We start from the raw sequence: 18,280 nt of genomic DNA on the forward strand, positions 1-18,280 counted from the left end.
ACTGATCCGATCCAGGGGAGCTCATGAACACCGAACGCCTGACCACCAAGAGCCGTGACGTCATCACCGGCGCGGTTGCCGACGCGAACCAGCGTGGACACGCCACCGTCGAGCCGTGGCATCTGCTGCTCTCGCTGCTGGACACCGGCGGCTCGACCGCGGCGGCCCTGTTGCGCGCGGTCGGCGCCAATCCCGCGGACGTGCGACGCGCGGCCGTACGCGCGGTCGAGCAGCAGCCCTCGGCCCGCGGCGCGAGCACCGCCGAGCCCAGCCTGTCGCGGGAGTTCGTCAACGCGATCGGCGAGGCCGAGCTGATCGCCAAGCCGCTCGGCGACGAGTACGTGTCGACCGAGCACCTGCTGGCCGGCCTGGCCCGCGTCGGCGGCGCGGTCGGCAAGGCCCTGCGCGACGTCGGCGCCACCGAGGAGACGCTGGTCGGTGCGTTCCCCGCCGTCCGCGGCGGCGACCGCCGGGTCACCACCGCCGAGCCCGAGCAGACCTACAAGGCGCTCGAGAAGTACAGCGTCGACCTGACCGCGCTGGCCCGCGACGGCAAGATCGACCCCGTCATCGGGCGCGACGCCGAGATCCGCCGGGTGGTGCAGGTGCTCTCCCGGCGTACCAAGAACAACCCGGTGCTGATCGGCGAGCCCGGCGTCGGCAAGACCGCGATCGTGGAGGGCCTGGCGCAGCGCATCGTGGCCGGCGACGTGCCCGAGTCGCTGCGTGACAAGAAGCTGGTCTCGCTCGACCTCGGCGCGATGGTCGCTGGCGCGCAGTACCGCGGCCAGTTCGAGGAGCGGCTCAAGAGCGTGCTCGAGGAGATCCGCAACTCCGACGGCCAGGTGGTCACGTTCCTCGACGAGTTGCACACGGTCGTCGGCGCGGGCAAGGGCGAGGGCTCGATGGACGCCGGCAACATGCTCAAGCCGATGCTGGCCCGCGGCGAGCTGCGGATGGTCGGCGCGACCACCCTGGACGAGTACCGCGAGCACATCGAGAAGGACCCGGCCCTCGAGCGGCGCTTCCAGCCCGTCGTCGTCGGCGAGCCGACCGTCGAGGACACGATCGGCATCCTGCGCGGGCTCAAGGGCCGGTATGAGGCGCACCACCGGGTACAGATCACCGACGGCGCGCTGGTCGCGGCGGCGGCGCTGTCCGACCGCTACATCAGCGACCGGTTCCTGCCCGACAAGGCCATCGACCTGATCGACGAGGCGGCCTCGCGGCTGCGCATGGAGATCGACTCCCGGCCGGTCGAACTGGACCAGCTGCAGCGACAGGTCGACCGGATGCGCGTCGAGAAGCTCGCCCTGACGAAGGAGACCGACCCGGCGTCGATCGCCCGGCTCCAGCGGCTGGAGCGCGACCTCGCCGACCGTGAGGAGGAGCTCACCGCGCTCAACGCCCGCTGGGAGCGCGAGCGCAGCGGCCTGAACCGGGTCGGCGAGCTGAAGAAGCGGCTGGACGAGGCGCAGGCCGATCTCGAGCGGGCGCAGCGCGACGCGGAGTGGGAGAAGGCGTCCCGACTGCAGTACCAGGAGATCCCCGCGCTGATCGCCGAGATCGAGGACGCCTCGGCGGCCGAGGAGGAGAAGACCGAGCCGCCGATGGTCAAGGAGGAGGTCGCCGCCGACGCCGTCGCCGAGGTCATCGCGTCGTGGACCGGCATCCCGGCCGGCCGGATGATGGAGGGCGAGACCGCCAAGCTGCTCCGCATGGAGGAGTCGCTGCAGGCCAAGGTGGTCGGCCAGGCCGAGGCCGTCGCCGCGGTGTCCGGGGCCGTGCGCCGGGCGCGCGCGGGCGTCGCCGACCCGGACCGGCCGACCGGCAGCTTCCTGTTCCTCGGCCCGACCGGCGTCGGCAAGACCGAGCTGGCCAAGGCCCTCGCGGGCTTCCTCTTCGACGACGAGCGCGCCATGGTCCGCATCGACATGAGCGAGTACGGCGAGAAGCACTCCGTCGCCCGGCTGCTCGGCGCCCCGCCCGGGTACGTCGGGTACGAGGAGGGCGGGCAGCTCACCGAGGCGGTGCGGCGCCGGCCCTACTCGGTGGTGCTGCTCGACGAGGTGGAGAAGGCACACCCGGACGTCTTCGACACGCTGCTGCAGGTGCTCGACGACGGACGGCTCACCGACGGCCAGGGCCGCACCGTCGACTTCCGCAACGCGATCCTCGTGCTGACCTCGAACCTGGGTTCGTCGGTCATCTCCGACTTCACCCTGGGCGAGGAGGAGCGGCGCGAGGAGGTCATGGCCGCCGTACGGGCGCACTTCAAGCCCGAGTTCCTCAACCGGCTCGACGACATCGTGGTGTTCCAGGCGCTGACCGCCCAGGACCTGGCCGCCATCGTGGACATCCAGCTGGGCCGGCTGCGCAACCGGCTCGCCGACCGGCGGCTCAGCCTCGAGGTCTCCGAGGCCGCGGTGCTCTGGCTGGGCGAGCGGGGTTACGACCCGGTGTACGGCGCCCGGCCGCTGCGCCGGCTGGTGCAGTCGTCGATCGGTGACTCGCTGGCGAAGGCGCTGCTCGCGGGGGAGATCGTCGACGGCGACACCGTCGTGGTGGACCTGAACGAGACGAAGGACGGGCTCTCGGTCCGGTCCTGAGCGACCGAAAGGGGCCCCGCTCACCTGAGCGGGGCCCCTTCGGCGTTTCCTAGCTCGCCTGTGCCTCCCGTTGCCGGTAGGCGTGTGTCATGAGGATGTCCGTGAAGGCGTGCTCGCCCTCCTCGGACCAGATCCTGATCCCGTCGCGGTGCAACTGGTAACGGACGTCGGTGTAGCTGGTTCTCGTGTCGTCGTGGTGCACCACGGTCAGGGTGTCTGCGTGCGGCATGGGACTCACCGGTCCTTGTCGAGTCTGGGCGGCCGCGGCATGGTCACGCGGCCGGCGTAATCGGGAGGGTGCCCGTGTCCGGTCTGCCTGGGCCCCGGCTGTCTCTGAGCGGGGGCGGCGACGCGGTCGGGCAGGGGGCGCCGCCGGAGCTCTCTGCTGCCTACGGCACGCCACGAGTTGGAGTGTATGGCCGGCGATCGAGTTCTGTCGCCCCCTGAACGAGCGACCTATATCGTCCGATTTAGTGCTACATCGGGCGATGTTGCCATACAGCGTGATGCGATGTCGGCCGGTCGACGGATCTGGCGTGCGCCCGATACCGTGAGTGGATCTAGGAGGGAGCGCCGTGTCTGATCCGATGTACCCGGGAGTGTCAGCGCCGAGATCGCGTCCATCGGTGGTGACGGTCTCGTCCTATCTGCTCTATCTCAGTGCCGCCGCGTCGATCATCGCGGCGGTGGTGTCCCTGACCACGGTCGGGACCGTCCGGGACGTCTACGCGGAGCTTTACGACGGCACCGCGAACGCCGGCATGGAGACGTTCATCGTCGGGGCCACGGTCGGCGCCGTGGTGATCAACGTCCTGTTCGCCGGCGCCCTGGCGATCCTCGCGATCTACAACAACCGCGGCAAGCAGCCCGCCCGGATCTCCACCTGGGTGGTCGGCGGCATTTTCCTCTGCTGTAACGGCTTCGGCCTGCTCGGCACCGCCCTGTCCGGCGCGACCGGCCTGGACACCGGCAGCACCGACGGGCCCAGCGCCAAGGAGGTCGAGGCGCGGCTCTCCAGCGAGCTGCCGGGCTGGGTCGAGCCGGTGTCGACGCTGCTGACGGTCCTCGTCGTGCTCGCCCTGCTGGCCGCCGTGATCCTGCTGGCGCTGCCGGCGGCGAACGAGTATTTCCGCAAGCCGCAGGTCGCCTGGGACCCGCTGAACCAGTACCCGCCCTACCCGGCGCAGCAGCCGCCCTACCCGGGCCAGCCGGCGCAGCAGCCGCCCTACCCGGGCCAGCCGGCGTACCCGCCCTACCCGGGCACCACGCCGCCGCCGCCCGCGCCGCCGGCGCCGGACGCTGCCCCGCCGGCCGCCCCGGATCCGAACCTCCCCGGGGCGTCGCCCACCGATCCGTGGAGCGCGCCGCCGCCCCCGCCGCCCGGTGAGGACAAGCCGGGCCGGTCGCCGACCGATCCCGTCTGAGACCCGTACGTCGCGCGCCGCCGGTAACCCGGCGGCGCGCTGCGCGTCCGGGTAGGTTCGTCCGCAACGGATCACCGGGAGACGTCCATGTCGTACGCAATGCAGCCGCCGGTCGCCGCGCCGCAACCCGCCGCGCCCCGCCGCCCGGCCTCGGTGGCGTTCGCGGCCATCCTGTTGGTCGTGATGGCGGTGGCCGGGCTCGCGTACGCGATCGCCGCGATCGCGATCGTGCCCGGCACGGTCGACCGGTTCCGGGACGCGACCGGCGGCTCGGGCGGCGCCGACGTCGACGGCATGGTCACTGTCGTCTGGATCGTCGCCGCGGTGGGCGCGGTGCTCGCCGTGATCCTCTTCGCCCTCTACGTCGTGCTGGCGCTCGGGCTGAGGCGGGGCAGCAACGCCGCCCGGATCGCCACCTGGGTGGTCTCCGGCCTCGGGCTGCTCGCCGGCTGCGCGTCGACGGTGGTGGTGACCGTCCAGCTGGGCGGCGACGCCACCGCGGGCACGCCGGAGGCCGCGCTGGCCGACGCGTACCCCGGGTCGTGGCTCGGGCTCAACGTCGTCCTGTGCGTCGCGCAGATGGCCGGATACGTGATCGTCGGCCTGCTGCTGCTCGCCGCGCCCGGCACGTTCTTCGGGCGGGCGCCGAAGTCGCTGCCGCCGGACCCCTTCGCCAACCCGGCCCTCGCCGGCTATCCGCCCGTGCCCGCCGGCTACGGCCCGCAGCCGATGAGCGGTTACCCGGCGCCGCCCGCCGGTGGCTACGGATCGCCGTACCCGTCGGCACCGCCGGCCGCGGGGCAGCCGATCCCGCCGGGCGGGCGCCCGCAGCCGGGCCCCGACGATGAGTACTGGTCGCGTCCGTCCAACTGACGGGCGACACGCATCGACGAACGTGCGTCACCCGAACGGGTAACGTTGTACGCCGAGGATGTGCCTGATTTCGCTGTCTGGCCGATTTTGACTTGCCGCTCGGTGGTGGTTTTTCGCTGGACGGGCAGACGTGCGGCGATGACAACGGTGTCGGTGCGTACTCGTTCGATGACCGTCGTTGTCTGCCGCCCCCGGAACGGCACCTCGAAAACGTGCTTTGAGCTGCGTCTATGCCTCTTTGAAAGGGTGGGCCGCGACCGCTTCAGTTAACAACATTTCCAGTACCGTCGGGCCAATGCCGTGGGTCAATAGTTCCTTTCCGCCCTGGCGGGGCAGAACGTTCCGGTTTCCCGGCAGGAAGTACGCTCGAAGCCATGGAAGCCCGCCACGACCTGCGTAAATTCATCGCTGAATTGCCCGTCGCGTAGCGTTGTGTCGTGCTTTCATCGGGTCGTGAAGTTGACTGTGACCTCGACCCGCGCCGTGTGACGGTGCAGTACACGGGCCCTTCCGACGACCGGGCGGACGTCGGACGGCCACCGTCCTGATCGTGAATCGACAATGTGGGGCGTCTCACTCCGGGGGCGGGGATCGAGAGCTCGACGGCGATGAGCAGCGACCAGACGGCGGCTGAGGCGTTGCAGGAGGCAGAGACCGAAGTCGGTGTCGCGGGAATGGTTGATCGGGGTGCGGACGCTGCCGTGCGGGGTGCCGGACAGACGTACCGATCGGCCTACCGTTCGACCGATCTCGGCCTTACGGCCTGAAAGTTAGCCGGTTCGTTCCTGCGCACATGCAGGAGAATCGATGCAGTTGGTGGAAGGATGGAGATCGTGGGAACTGCGTTGGCGGAAATGACAATGCCTCAGATCTCGCCGCTTGCCGGCGAGCCAATTGAACGTGCGGATGCCGAGCGTCTGGCGGGGGTGCTGAAGGCACTCGCCGACCCGGCTCGGCTTCGGCTGCTGAGCCTCATCCAGTCCGCTACGGATGGCGAAGCGTGTGTCTGCGACCTGACCGCCCCACTCGGGCTGTCGCAGCCGACCGTGAGCCACCACCTGCGGATCCTGACGGAGGCCGGCCTGCTCGAGCGCGAGAAGCGCGGCGTGTGGGCCTACTACCGGCTGGTCCCGTCCGCGATCGCGACCATCGCGGACCTGCTCACCCCGCCACGCAAGCGGGCCACGAAGAAGGCGCGCTGAAAGTAGACCCGACAAAGCCTGGCGTCACCGTTTATCAGGCGTGACGCCAGGCCGGCCACCTCCATCAGGATCCACCCCCCGGACCCTAGGAGTTAACGGGTGAACTATGTGCCCGGCGATCTGCGCGACCAGCTCGCGCATGTGGGCTATGACGTGGTGCAGGCCGGACTGGTCTGCGGCTCCGGCGGCAATCTGTCCGCCCGGATCCCGGACGAGGACGATGCCTGCTGGGTGACCGCGAGCGGCGCCTGGCTGGACAGACTCAGCCGGACGGCCTTCACATCGGTACAGATCTCCGACGGCGCGCCTGTGGCCATCGGGGCGATTCCGGCACCACGCATACCCCCGACCAGTGAGATCGCCCTCCATCTTGCGTTGTACCGTGCCCGCCCGGACGTGAACGCGGTAGTACACCTGCACCCACAGACGGCGCTGCTACTGGATGCGCTCGGTGAGCACATCCGCATTGTCACCACCGACCATGCCTTCTACCTGAAGCGCATTTCCACCGTGCCGTTCCGCCTGCCGGGCAGCACCGAGGTGGCGGCGCTGACGGCGGCCATGGCCGCGGACGGCACAGACTGCCTGGTGCTGAGCCAGCACGGCTGCGTCGTGATGGCAGACACCGTTGAGCTGGCCCACAAGCGGGCCCGCAACCTGGAAGAGGCCGCGGCGCTGACCTACAAGGCGCTGACCATGGGCCGCCTGGGAGACCTCCGCGAAGTCCCGGAGGAGTTCCTGGACCGCCTGGCCTCGCACGCACCGGTCACCGTCTGACGAAGAACGCCCCGCGTCCCGGCTCTCCCCGGAGCCGGGCCGCGGGGCGTTCCCGTCGTCGTTCCAGCCAGGCCCTAGGCCCAGGGCCGTGGCTCCTGCTGGCCGGGGTCGTGCTGACCGGACCGGTAGTGGCCGGACCCCTGCGGCTCGGCCTCGTGGTGGCCGGCCTGGTGCTGGCCGTGGTGACCGTGTGGGCCCGCCTGGTGCTGGCCCGCCTCGTGGTGGCCGTGGTGGCCGTGCTCGTGTTCCACGATCGCCTCCGCCATGCCGACCACGGTCGCGGCCGCCACCACGCCGATCGCGGTGGCCGGACCGGCCTCCTTCAGCGTGGCCTTCTTCGCCTTCCGCTCGCGGAGGATCTCGATCAGGATCGGGAGCACCGAGATCAGGACGATCAGGGCGACCACCGGCAAAATGTAGTGGTCGATCTTGTCGCCGATGGCGTCGTAGATCTGCTGGGCCAGCAGGTAGCCGAGCAGGATCACGCCGTCGCACCAGAGGATCGCGCCGACCACGTTCCAGATGAAGAACTGGCGGGCCGGCATGCCGAGGGTGCCGGCGACCGGGTTCAGGAAGGTGCGGACGATCGGGATGAACCGGGCCAGAACCACGGCCTTGGCCGGGCCGAACTTCTCGAAGTAGTACTCCGCCTTCTCGACGTACTCGCGCTTGAACAGCTTGCTGTCCGGGCGTTCGAACATGCGGCGGCCGTACCTCGCGCCGAGCCAGTGGCCCAGCTGGGCGCCGGCGATGGCGCACAGGGGCGCGCCGATCAGCAGCCCGGCCAGCGAGAGCCGGGTGCCGTTGCCGAAGATCGAATCCGCCACCGGCGAGGCGGCGACGCCCGCCAGGAACAGCAGCGAGTCCCCGGGGAAGAAGAAGCCCACGAGCAGGCCCGTCTCCGCGAAGAGGATCGCCCAGACGCCGATCAGCCCGAAGGTCTGCAGCAGATCCTTCGGGTCCATCGGGTTCAGGGCGAGCTGCTCGGAGAGCGCATGGATGTCCACGAGGAGCCAGGGTACCGGCCGTTGTCCCGCAGCCACCTGTACGAATGCTGTGGATTACAGCCGCGGATCGACCGGCTCCGACTCCGCCGCCAGGATGGCGAAGACAAGTTCGTGGATGCGCCACAGCGGCGCGCCCTCGGCCAGCCGGTCCAGCGCCGCCAGGCCGAGGCCGTGCTCGCGCAGCGCCAGGCCGCGCTTACGGCCCAGCGAGCGCTGCCGCAGCCGTTCGAGCTGCTCCGGGCGGGTGTACTCCGGGCCGTAGATGATCCGCAGATACTCCCGGCCGCGGCACTTCACGCCCGGCTGCAGCAGCCGGCCCTTCTCGTCGGTCGCGCCCGGCCCGGCGTACGGCTTGACGACCATGCCCTCGCCGCCGGCCTCGGTCAGGGCCAGCCACCAGTCGGTGGCGGCCAGCTCCGCCGCGGGGTCGGCCAGGTCGACCACCATGCGGCGGGTCGGCGTGAACAGCTCCGGGTCGGCCCGCACCAGTGCGTCGGCGATGCCGAGGTGCCAGCCGTGGTCCCGGTCGCGGTAGCTGACCCCGGCCCCGGCCAGCACCGCGAACGGCGCCAGCGTCACGCCGGTCAGCCCGTCGGTCGGCTGGACGTACGCGCGGTACGCCGCCGAGTAGCCCCCGATCTCCGTCGCCCGCAGCTCGAGCCGGTCCCGCAGCCCGGACACGTCCAGGCCGCGCGCGGAGGTCTTCCGCAGCACCTCGAGGGCGGCCGGCAGCGCGGCCCGTCCGGCGGCGCCGACGCCCGCGTACCGCTCGCGGATCAGGCCGCCGGCCTTCGCCGACCAGGGCAGCAGCTCCGTGTCCAGCAGTAGCCAACCGCTGTCCAGCTCGTCGAAGATCTCGTCGGCCGCCCGGCGGACGCGGGCCAGCAGCGCGCGGTTGCGCTCGGCGTCGAAGAACGGCCGCCCGGTACGGGTCCAGATCGCGTCGCCGTCGCCGGACTTCGAGACCCGCACCACCGCGCGGGACCCCATGTGCTTCTCCTCACAGATCACCGTCGGGACGCCGGCCGAGCGCAGGTCCGCGAACGCCGAGGCCGGATGCTCGAGGTAGCCCTCGAGGTTCGACGTCGAGCACGGCGCCATCGTCGGCGGCAGCCACACCAGCGTCGCCGGGTCGAGCGCGAAGCGGCTCATCACCTCCAGCGCCGCGGCGGCGTTCTCCGCGGCGACCGTGGTGCGGCCGTACCCGTAGTCGAGGTGCCGCCGGCCGGTGACGTCCGCCAGGTCGATGCCCTCGTCGGGCCGGGTGTCGACCGGGACCAGCGGGCGGGCCGGCGCGTAGTACTCCCGCTCGGCCGGCACCGAGACCAGCTCGCGGGTCGGCCAGCGCAGCGCCGTCAGCCGCCCGCCGAACACGCACCCGGTGTCGAGGCAGATGGTGTTGTTGATCCACTCCGGTTCCGGGGTCGGCGTGTGGCCGTAGACGACCGCCGCCGAGCCGCGGTAGTCGCGGGCCCACGGGTAGCGGACCGGGAGGCCGTACTCGTCGGTCTCGCCGGTGGTCTCGCCGTAGAGGGCGAACGCGCGGACGCGGCCGGACGCGCGGCCCTGGTAGGCCTCCTTGAGCCCGGCGTGCGCCACGACCAGCCGGCCGCCGTCCAGCACGTAGTGGCTGACCAGACCGTCGATGAACGATCGGACCTCGGCGGTGAACGCCTCGTCCTGCCGGGAGAGCTGCTCGAGCGTCTCCGGCAGGCCGTGGGTGAGCTGCACGTTGCGGCCGGCGAGCTTGCGGGCCAGCTTCTGCTCGTGGTTGCCCGGCACGCAGATCGCCGTTCCGGCGGACACCATGCCCATGACCAGGCGCAGCACGCCGGGCGAGTCCGGGCCGCGGTCCACCAGGTCGCCGACGAAGACGGCGGTACGGCCGTCCGGATGCACCGCGTCGACGGGACGGTCGAGGTCGTCGCGGACCAGCCGGTAGCCCAGGGTGGTCAGCAGGGTCTCCAGCTCGGCGCGGCAGCCGTGCACGTCGCCGATGATGTCGAACGGGCCGGTGACCTCGCGCTTGTCGTTGAACAGCTTCTCGTGGCGGATCGTCGCCGCCGCGATCTCGTCCGCGCCGCGCAGCACGTGGATCTTGCGGAAGCCCTCCCGGGACAGCTGCCCCAGCGAGCGCCGCAGGTCGCGGTGCATCCGGCCGAGCACCTGGCGGCCGAACGTGCGGTCGTCGCGGGCCTGCGTGCGCTCCCAGGCCAGCGCCTCCGGCACGTCCAGCACCACCGCGACCGGCAGCACGTCGTGTTCGCGGGCGACCCGGATCAGGCCGGCCCGCGCGTGGGTCTGCAGGTTGGTGGCGTCGACGACGGTCAGCCGGCCGGCGGCCAGCCGCTTGCCGGCGACGTAGTGCAGCACGTCGAAGGCGTCCGCGGACGCCGACTGGTCGTTCTCGTCGTCGGCGACCAGGCCGCGGAAGTAGTCGGAGGAGAGCACCTGGGTCGCCTTGAAGTGCTCGCGGGCGAACGTCGACTTGCCCGACCCGGAGATGCCGACCAGCGCGACGAGCGCGAGCTCCGGAATGTCGATCTCGGTCATGCCTTCTCCTCCTCCTTCGTGAAGATCGCCATCTGGGTCGGTGTGCCCCGCAGGGCATCGTCGTCGCCAACGCCGCGGAAGGCGACCCCGTAGCCGTATCCGGCTGCGGTGCGGTCGGCCCAGGCCTGGAACTCCGCACGGGTCCACTCGAAGCGGTGGTCCGAGTGGCGCATGCCGGTCAGTCCCTCGTAGAGCGCGTTGTACTCGACGTTCGGCGTGGTCACGACGACCGTGACCGGGCGGGCATGGCCGAAGACCGAGGCCTCCAGCGCGGGCAGCCGGGCCGGGTCGACGTGCTCGATGACCTCCATCAGCACCGCCGCGCCGTAGCCGCGCAGCCGGTCGTCGCGGTAGGTCAGCGCCGACTGCCACAGCGTCACCCGGTCGCGCTGCCGCTCGGGCAGCCGGTCCAGCCGCAGCCGGCGGTGCGCCAGGTCGAGGGCGTGCGACGACACGTCGGTGCCGACGATCTCCGTGTAGCGCCGGTCGGCCAGCAGCCCGGCGAGCAGCACACCGCCGCCGCAGCCGAGGTCGAGCACCCGGGTCGCGCCGGACTCGGCGAGCGCGGCCAGGACCGCGTCGCGCCGCTGTTCGGCCAGCGGCCGCTTGCGGGCCACCGGCAGCTCGGCCTCCTCGTCGGCGACCGTGTCGGCCGGTGCGTCGACGGAGTCCGGGTCGGCCGGGTCCAGCCGCTCCAGCGCGCTGGCGGCCAGCCCGCGGCGGTGCGCCAGGTAGCGCCGCGTGATCAGCACCTTCTCCGGGTGGCCGGCCAGCCAGCCCTCGCCGGCGCGCAGCAGCTTTTCGATCTCGTCGGGCGCCACCCAGTAGTGCTTGGCGTCGTCGAGGACGGGCATCAGCACGTACAGGTGATTGAGTGCGTCGCAGAGCCGCAGCGTGCCGGTCAGGGTGAGGCTCACGTACGGGCTGTCGCCGGCGAGCGGGTGCCCGTCGGGCACGTCGTCGAGCGGGATCGGGTCGGCGGTGACAGTCCAGCCCAGCGGCTCGAACAGCGCGGCGGCGTCGCCCCGGCAGCGCAGCACCGGCACGTGGATCTCCAGCGGGATGGCCTCGCCGGCCAGTTCCGGGCGGTCCTTCGACTCGCCGCGCAGCGCGCTGCGGAAGACCTTGGCCAGCGCGCCGGCGAGCAGGCTGGACGCGGCGTACGGGCGGTCGTTGACGAATCGGCCCAGCGTGAACGACTCCGGCGCCGGCTGCTGCGCGCGGGCGCCGCGCGCGGCGCCGAGCCGCTGCGGGTCGACGTCCAGCAGCAGCGCGGCCGTGCACCGGTCCTCGGCCGCGTCCGGGAACAGGACGTAGGCCGTGCCGGTGGGCACGTCGAAGGAGTGCACCCGGTCGGGGTGCTTGACCAGCAGGTATCCGAGGTCGGTCGCCGGCCGTCGGGTGGTCGTCACGGTGAGCAGCACCGGCAGATGATCGCAGCGGGCCGGCGTCGGTGGCGACCTATTTGACGGCCGCCGCAATGATTCCGGTGCCCGGATCCGTCGTATGAGCGGAGGTGCCCGTGACCTACGAGGAATTCGCCGACAGCCGGCTCGGCGCGCTGCTGCGCTACGCCGTGATGCTCACCGGCGACGAGCACACGGCGCAGGATCTGGTGCAGGAGACCATGGTCCGCGTCCAGCTCAACTGGCGCCGCGTGGCCCGCAGCGATTCGCCCGACGGTTACGTGCGCAAGATGCTCACCAACCAGTTCATCGACCTCCGGCGGGGCTCCTGGCTCAAGCGCGTGCTGCTGCGCGCGGAGCCCGCGCCGGTGCGGGCGCAGCCCGGCGATCACGCCGACGAGACCGCCGAGCGGGACCGGGTCTGGAGCATGCTGGCCGGGCTGCCGCGCCAGCAGCGGGCCGCCCTGGTCCTGCGCTACTACGAGGATCTGCCGGACGGTGACATCGCCGAGGTGCTCGGCTGCGCCGTCGGCACCGTCCGTTCGTCGATATCGCGAGCGCTCGCCGCGCTGCGCACCGAGCTGGTGGAGGTCCGATGAGCAGCCCGATCGAGGATGAACTGCGGGCCGTCTTCCGGCGGCACGAGGCCGAGGTCCCGGCCGCCGGCCCGGTGCGGGCCCGGATCGACGTGGCCTGGGTACGCGCGAAGCGCCGCCGACTGGTCCGCCGTGCCGCGGGTGCGGCCGCCGCCGTGCTGATGGCCGGTGCGGCGGTGCCGGTCGTGGTGGAGCGATGGGTGCACGGGGCGGCGCTGTCGGTGGAGGTGTCCGACCTGGGGCTCACCGCTCCCGCACCGACCGGCGCGGTGGACGTGCTGCTGATCGGCGGCGACAACCGGCTGCGCAACCACGACCCGAAGGATCGGCGCGCCGACACGGTGATGATCATTCACGTGCCGGCGGATCGGAGCCGGGTCTACCTGGTCAGCCTGCCCCGCGACGGCGAGGTGACGCTGCCCGGCGGCGCGCGCGGCAAGCTCAACGAGACGCTGCGGATCGGCGGCCCGGCGCTCACCGAGCAGACCGTCACGGGTCTGACCGGGGTCGAGTTCGCCGCCACCGTGACGGTCGACTTCCGGGCCCTGCGCGCGGTCACCGAGACCGTCGGCGGCGTCGAGGTGTGCCTGCCGCAGGCATTCACCTCCGTGCACAACGGCCGGAAATATCCCAGAGGCTGCCAGCACCTGGGCGCCGCCGACGTCGCGCCGGTCCTGCAGGCCCGACACGGGCTCGAGAACGGCAGCTACGACCGCGACCGCAACGCTCAGCGGTTCCTGAGCGCGCTGTTCGCCAAGGTGGCCACCGACGGCACGCTCCGCAGCCCGATCCGGATGAACGAGCTGCTGGTGGCGGGCCGGGACGGTGTCGAGATCGACGGCGAGCTCGCCACGCTGCTTCGCGCCGTTCCGCGGGCGTCGACCGAGGTCGTCGGCGTGAGCGAGCCGGGCTTCCAGTCGATGGGCGACGGCCGGGAGCGGATCTACCCCGGCGTCGGCGCTGGGCTTTACGCGGCCATCCGGGACGACGACCTGGCCGCGTGGACCGCCGCCAACCCCACCTTTCTCCTGAAGTAGGGACTCGCGCTTCCTGAGGGAGGGGACGTGCGGCCTGAGGGAAGGACGCACGGGGGTGCGGTGGGACGCATGGGGCCGAGGCAACGCCGGCCGGCGACGGTCTGGCGGTGCCGGTGAGGAATGTGGGCATCGGGATGATTGCGTGTCAAATAGCCGACTAAATCCCAAGTGGCCCGTTTATCGTCAGCGGTACTCGTCCTCCAGGTGAACGATCTTGGCCTGCTCCAGGGCGTCCCACTCGGAGACCTCGGCCGACCGCGGAAGCGCCGGCTCCTCGTCGGCCTCGTCGTCCGCGTTGGGGTCGGCAACCGTCGCCTGCTCGGCGGCGTCGCCCTCCGGCGCGTCAAGGGCGCGCTCGTCCTCCAGGTAATTCATCGTGACTCCCCTCCGGCTCGCGGGCACCCCCTTCATGCTGCCGGGTCCCCGGCGGTACCGCGCGCAAACGGGCGCTCCGGTATCGGGCCGATTTCCGTCGCGGACGGTGACTGCGGAATACTCTGCCTGCTGGAGGACAGCGCGGTCCTGCCCTCTGTTTCCGCTTGAGATCAAGGAGCGCACCGATGCCCATCGCTTCCCCCGAGGTCTACGCCGAGATGCTCGACCGCGCCAAGGCGGGCGCGTTCGCGTACCCCGCGATCAACGTGACGTCCTCGCAGACGCTCAACGCGGCCCTGCAGGGCTTCGCCGAGGCCGGCAGCGACGGCATCGTCCAGGTGTCCACGGGCGGCGCCGAGTACGCGTCCGGCCCGACGGTGAAGAACATGATCACCGGCGCCGTCGCCCTCGCCGAGTACGCGACCGAGGTGGCCAAGAACTACCCGGTCAACATCGCGCTGCACACCGACCACTGCCCGAAGAACAAGCTCGACTCGTACGTGCGTCCGCTGCTGGCGCTCTCCAAGGAGCGGGTCGCGAACGGCCGGGCGCCGCTGTTCCAGTCGCACATGTGGGACGGCTCCGCCGTGCCGGTCGAGGAGAACCTGCAGATCGCCGAGGAGCTGCTCGCCCTGTCCGCCGCCGCGCACATCATCCTCGAGATCGAGGTCGGCGTGGTCGGTGGCGAGGAGGACGGCGTCTCCGCCGCGATCGACGACAAGCTCTACTCGACGGTCGAGGACGGCCTCGCCACGGCCGCCGCGCTCGGCCTGGGCGAGAAGGGCCGCTACATGACGGCCCTGACGTTCGGCAACGTGCACGGCGTCTACAAGCCCGGCAACGTCAAGCTGCGCCCGGAGATCCTCAAGGAGATCCAGGAGGCGGTCGGCGCCAAGTACGGCAAGGAGAAGCCGTTCGACCTGGTCTTCCACGGCGGCTCCGGCTCGCTGCTCTCGGAGATCCACGGCGCCCTGGACTACGGCGTGGTCAAGATGAACATCGACACCGACACGCAGTACGCGTTCACCCGCCCGGTCGCGGACCACATGTTCCGCAACTACGACGGCGTGCTGAAGATCGATGGCGAGGTCGGCAACAAGAAGCAGTACGACCCGCGCGCCTGGGGCAAGCTGGCCGAGGACGGTCTGGCCAAGCGCGTCGTCGAGGCGTGCGAGCACCTGCGTTCGGCGGGCACCACTCTCAAGAAGTGACTCACCGGTAACGGCCGGTCCCCGGACGTGGGGACCGGCCGTTCCTGTCTTGCGGCATTACGCAGAGGCATGGGTACGATCGTCGTCTTGTCCGGACGAGGGCGGTGATCATGCTCGGCATCGGCGGGTACGATCCCGTTTGGCACCACGACGCCGAGGCGCTTGCCGCCGTGCACAGGGCGCGGTTTTCCCGGCTCATCGGGCGTGAGCTCATCGCCGGATGGCTGATGTGGGACCTCTCCGAGCGCGGCTGGTTCGCGGACGGGCCGGTGATCCTCGGCTTTGGTGACACTAACGTCGAAATAACCCACCGTAAGTTCGACGAATGTGCAATCACCTGGGACCAGGTGGACATGAGCGGACCCGTCGAGTGGTACTCGACGGGCATCCAGCTCGACTGGCGCGCCGATCCGCACGCGGCGCTGCGCAACGCCCGCGGCAAGAAGCTGCGCGAGGTCAACATCGTGGAACGGACCACCCTCACCGAGTGGCGTCCCCGGGTGCTGCACGCCGTCGAGTTTCTCTTCGAGGGTGCGCGACTGGCGGTCTACAACGCCATGGACGAGAACGGCCTCACCGACGTACCGGAAATGGATCTACCGGTGAACAGCTGGCGCCGGGTCCGCGTCGCCTGACGCGGGTGCCTCGGGCGGTCGGCGGTCAGTTGCCTCCGCCGCTGCCGCCGCCGTCTCCGCCGGACCAGCCGCCGCCGTCTCCGCCGGACCAGCCGCCGCCGTGATCGTGGTGCGAGTCGCCGCCGTGGGAGCCGAAGCCCACCTCATTGCCGGAGGAGGCGTCGCCCAGGTAGCGGTTGCTGTGCGACGGGCCGCCGCCGACGGTCCGTCGGCCGACCCAGAGCGCGACGCCGACGACCGTCAGAAACCCGAGAACGAACAAGACCATCACCATGCCTGGCAGTGTGTGGCACGCCCGCCACCCGCCCGTAGGGGCGCGACTGCGGACCGTGGCCGTACCCCTCAGGCGTCGTCGACGCTCAGGGCCAGCATCGCCTCGTCCAGGTCGTCGGTGACCAGGATCAGGCCCGACTGGTCGCCGTGCGGCGAGCGGGCCAGCAGGGGCCTGAGCAGCGCCTCGACCGGCAGCGCCGCCCAGTGGTCGACGCCGAGGAAGACGAACGCGCCGGACGGGCCGTCGGTGCGGTAGAACGTCTTGGTCGCCGCCTGGAATATCTCCTGAACCGTGCCCGCCCAGCCCGGCGCGAAGACGATGCCGCCGCGGGACAGGCGCAGGATCGAGTCCTCCCGGACCGCGTTGGAGAAGTACTTGCCGATCTGGCCCGCGAAGAGGTTGGCCGGCTCGTGTCCGTACAGCCAGGTCGGCAGGGCCAGGCCGCCGTGGGTGAGACGCCCGACCACGTCGCCGACGACGGCGGGCGGCGCGGGATAGGCGGCCCGCACCGCGAGCGCCGCCGCCGTGTACGGATCGTGGTCCAGGAAGTCCGGCGTCGGCGCGAGCCGGTCGATCGCCTCGGACAGCTCCCCGGCGGTGCGGGTGGCGAAGTAGGAACCCAGGTTGGCGGCCTCCATGACCCCCGGCCCGCCGCCGGTCACGATCAGCCGACCGGCCCCGGCCAGGCGCCAGGCCAGCGTCGCGGCCATCCGGTACGCGTCCGAGCCGCGCGGCTCCGCGTGCCCGCCCATGATCCCGACCGCGCCGCGGGCGCCGTGCGCGTGCACCCAGGCCGCGAGGGCCTTGCCCAGCGCGTTGTCGATGCCGGCGTCGTGCAGCCGCTGCGCGATCGCCTCCCGCAGGTCGGGCGCCGCGCCGCCGTGCTCGAGAAAGTGCTCGTAGACGCAGGTGTCGTACATGCCGGCGAAGCCGTCCTGCGCGAAGCCGTACGCGAGGTCCTCCGGCGTGTACAGGTGCGCCGGATGGGTCGGGTACGGCCGGGCGTCGAACGGCGGGACCAGGTGCGCGCCGCGGCGGATCAGGTCGATCTCGACCTCGGGCGCGGCCAGCCGGCAGCCGACGAACAGGGTGCCCTTGACGTCGACGCCGGTGAAGTCGGGCGGGTCGAGGTCGAGCCGGAGCCCGAGCACGATCAGCCCGGCGAGCGACCGCTTGGCGAGGTGCCCGTTGAACTCGGCGCGGGACTCGACCTCACCCGCGGTGCTGTCGAAGGGGATGTCGCCGCCGAAAACGGGCTGCAATGGATCACCGGGCATCATCGTAGGGTAGTCACCGTGCAAAAGGCCTCCGGTTCGCTGTTCGGACTCGCGTACGGGGACTCGCTGGGGAAACCGACCGAGTTCCAGGACTACGCCACCATCGTCGCCGAGCACGGCCCGGCCGGGCCGCTCGCGCTCGACGGCGATCCCGCGCTGGTCACCGACGACACGCAGATGATGCTCGCGGTCGGGGAAGCCCTGGTCGCGGCCGGTGACCCGACCCCGGAGCGCCTCGAGCCGGCGCTGCGGCAGGGGTTTCTCGACTGGGCGATCAGCCCCGACAACAACCGCGCACCCGGCATGACCTGCCTGCGCGCCTGCGCCGACCTCGAGGACGGCCGGCCCTGGCAGCAGGCGTCGCAGATTCATTCGAAGGGATGCGGCGCGAACATGCGGGTGACACCCGTCGGCCTGATGCCCGGGCTCACCCCCGCGCAGCGCGCCGGGGCCGCGCAGCTGCAGGCCGGACTCACGCACGGGCACGCGACCGGGCTGGCGGCCAGCGAGCTGACCGCCTTCGCCGTACGGTGGCTCGCCGACGGTCTCGCGCCGAAGGAGCTGCTGGCCCGGCTGCTCGCGCACTGCGCCGAGCAGCGCTCGGTCTATCACCACGACTGGCTCGGCGACCTGTGGCAGCGGCCGACGGTGCGCACGCCGGAGGAATTCATCACGCGCGGCTGGGACGAGAGCGCGGCGGCCCTGCGCCGGGTCGACGACGCCCTGCGCCGCGGCGACTTCGCCGGCGATCCGTGCCTCGCCACCGGCGCCGGCTGGATCGCCGAGGAGGCCCTGGCCACGGCCCTGTACTGCTACCTGATCTCGCCGGACGAGCCGGTCGCCGTCCTCGGCCGCGCCGCGGCCTCCTCCGGTGACTCCGACTCCATCGCCTGCCTGGCGGGCGGCTTCGCGGGCGCGTCGCTCGGCCTGGCCGCCTGGCCGCCGGCCTGGCGCGAGCGGATCGAGTACGCGGACCGCCTGCACGCCCTCGGCGCCGCCTGGGATCAGTGAGCCTGTTTCAACG

At 71.5% G+C, this 18,280-nt stretch carries 17 protein-coding genes; 10 read left to right on the forward strand and 7 right to left on the reverse strand.

Annotation, left to right across the window (positions count from 1 at the left end; translation table 11 throughout):
* Positions 1-23: 23 nt before the first annotated feature.
* Positions 24-2,609, forward strand: a complete 2,586-nt coding sequence (gene clpB, locus ACIBSW_RS37130; protein WP_354725507.1) for an ATP-dependent chaperone ClpB — start codon at positions 24-26, stop codon at positions 2,607-2,609.
* Between the two features lie 49 nt (positions 2,610-2,658).
* Here clpB and ACIBSW_RS37135 read toward each other — a convergent pair whose 3' ends face one another.
* Positions 2,659-2,838: a hypothetical protein gene (locus ACIBSW_RS37135; RefSeq protein ID WP_354725505.1), complete on the reverse strand. Its 180-nt coding sequence runs from the start codon at positions 2,836-2,838 to the stop codon at positions 2,659-2,661.
* 397 nt (positions 2,839-3,235) lie between these two features.
* Here ACIBSW_RS37135 and ACIBSW_RS37140 point away from each other — a divergent pair, with 397 nt between their 5' ends.
* From ACIBSW_RS37140 to ACIBSW_RS37155, 4 genes are all read left to right on the forward strand, one after another.
* The gene (locus ACIBSW_RS37140) at positions 3,236-4,033 is read left to right on the forward strand and encodes a hypothetical protein (protein ID WP_354725504.1); all 798 of its coding nucleotides are present in this window, start codon (positions 3,236-3,238) and stop codon (positions 4,031-4,033) included.
* A gap of 87 nt (positions 4,034-4,120) precedes the next feature.
* On the forward strand, positions 4,121-4,906 hold the full coding sequence (locus ACIBSW_RS37145) for a hypothetical protein (RefSeq protein ID WP_354725502.1): 786 nt from the start codon (positions 4,121-4,123) through the stop codon (positions 4,904-4,906).
* Positions 4,907-5,730: 824 nt separating this feature from the next.
* Positions 5,731-6,108 (forward strand): helix-turn-helix transcriptional regulator, encoded by a 378-nt coding sequence (locus ACIBSW_RS37150; protein ID WP_092549981.1) that lies wholly within the window; start codon positions 5,731-5,733, stop codon positions 6,106-6,108.
* 99 nt (positions 6,109-6,207) lie between these two features.
* Entirely contained in the window at positions 6,208-6,885 is a 678-nt protein-coding gene (locus ACIBSW_RS37155) for a class II aldolase/adducin family protein (protein WP_354725499.1), read from the forward strand.
* 74 nt (positions 6,886-6,959) lie between these two features.
* On the opposite strand, the gene ACIBSW_RS37160 is transcribed toward ACIBSW_RS37155, so the two are convergent.
* The 3 genes from ACIBSW_RS37160 to ACIBSW_RS37170 are packed head-to-tail and all read right to left on the reverse strand — an operon-like array spanning position 6,960 to position 11,869.
* A complete protein-coding gene (locus tag ACIBSW_RS37160; protein ID WP_354725497.1) occupies positions 6,960-7,892 on the reverse strand; it encodes a DedA family protein in 933 nt (310 codons plus the stop codon).
* A gap of 54 nt (positions 7,893-7,946) precedes the next feature.
* Positions 7,947-10,445, reverse strand: a complete 2,499-nt coding sequence (locus tag ACIBSW_RS37165; RefSeq protein WP_354725496.1) for a polynucleotide kinase-phosphatase — start codon at positions 10,443-10,445, stop codon at positions 7,947-7,949.
* Complete coding sequence (locus tag ACIBSW_RS37170) at positions 10,442-11,869, reverse strand: 3' terminal RNA ribose 2'-O-methyltransferase Hen1 (RefSeq protein WP_354725494.1); 1,428 nt, start codon at positions 11,867-11,869, stop codon at positions 10,442-10,444. The genes ACIBSW_RS37165 and ACIBSW_RS37170 overlap by 4 nt, the downstream gene beginning before the upstream one ends.
* 98 nt (positions 11,870-11,967) lie before the next feature.
* Between ACIBSW_RS37170 and ACIBSW_RS37175 the strand changes: the two genes are divergently transcribed.
* Both ACIBSW_RS37175 and ACIBSW_RS37180 read left to right on the forward strand, forming a co-directional pair.
* On the forward strand, positions 11,968-12,450 hold the full coding sequence (locus ACIBSW_RS37175; protein WP_354725492.1) for a SigE family RNA polymerase sigma factor: 483 nt from the start codon (positions 11,968-11,970) through the stop codon (positions 12,448-12,450).
* Entirely contained in the window at positions 12,447-13,484 is a 1,038-nt protein-coding gene (locus ACIBSW_RS37180) for an LCP family protein (RefSeq protein WP_354725490.1), read from the forward strand. Before ACIBSW_RS37175 ends, ACIBSW_RS37180 begins: the two co-directional genes overlap by 4 nt.
* Before the next feature lie 183 nt (positions 13,485-13,667).
* On the opposite strand, the gene ACIBSW_RS37185 is transcribed toward ACIBSW_RS37180, so the two are convergent.
* Positions 13,668-13,859, reverse strand: coding sequence for a hypothetical protein (locus tag ACIBSW_RS37185; RefSeq protein ID WP_354725488.1), 192 nt, complete (start codon positions 13,857-13,859; stop codon positions 13,668-13,670).
* A 185-nt stretch (positions 13,860-14,044) separates the two neighbouring features.
* On the opposite strand from ACIBSW_RS37185, the gene fbaA reads away from it, so the two are divergent.
* Positions 14,045-15,070: a class II fructose-bisphosphate aldolase gene (gene fbaA, locus ACIBSW_RS37190; protein ID WP_354725486.1), complete on the forward strand. Its 1,026-nt coding sequence runs from the start codon at positions 14,045-14,047 to the stop codon at positions 15,068-15,070.
* A gap of 110 nt (positions 15,071-15,180) precedes the next feature.
* Entirely contained in the window at positions 15,181-15,705 is a 525-nt protein-coding gene (locus ACIBSW_RS37195; protein ID WP_354725484.1) for a hypothetical protein, read from the forward strand.
* Between the two features lie 25 nt (positions 15,706-15,730).
* On the opposite strand, the gene ACIBSW_RS37200 is transcribed toward ACIBSW_RS37195, so the two are convergent.
* Complete coding sequence (locus ACIBSW_RS37200; RefSeq protein WP_354725482.1) at positions 15,731-15,979, reverse strand: hypothetical protein; 249 nt, start codon at positions 15,977-15,979, stop codon at positions 15,731-15,733.
* A 68-nt stretch (positions 15,980-16,047) separates the two neighbouring features.
* Positions 16,048-17,256, reverse strand: coding sequence for a hypothetical protein (locus ACIBSW_RS37205; protein ID WP_354725480.1), 1,209 nt, complete (start codon positions 17,254-17,256; stop codon positions 16,048-16,050).
* A gap of 18 nt (positions 17,257-17,274) precedes the next feature.
* Here ACIBSW_RS37205 and ACIBSW_RS37210 point away from each other — a divergent pair, with 18 nt between their 5' ends.
* Positions 17,275-18,267: an ADP-ribosylglycohydrolase family protein gene (locus ACIBSW_RS37210; RefSeq protein ID WP_354725478.1), complete on the forward strand. Its 993-nt coding sequence runs from the start codon at positions 17,275-17,277 to the stop codon at positions 18,265-18,267.
* Positions 18,268-18,280: the final 13 nt, after the last annotated feature.

This window comes from Actinoplanes sp. NPDC049668 (genome assembly GCF_044465445.1).
In the GTDB taxonomy this organism is placed as follows: Bacteria; Actinomycetota; Actinomycetes; order Mycobacteriales; family Micromonosporaceae; genus Actinoplanes.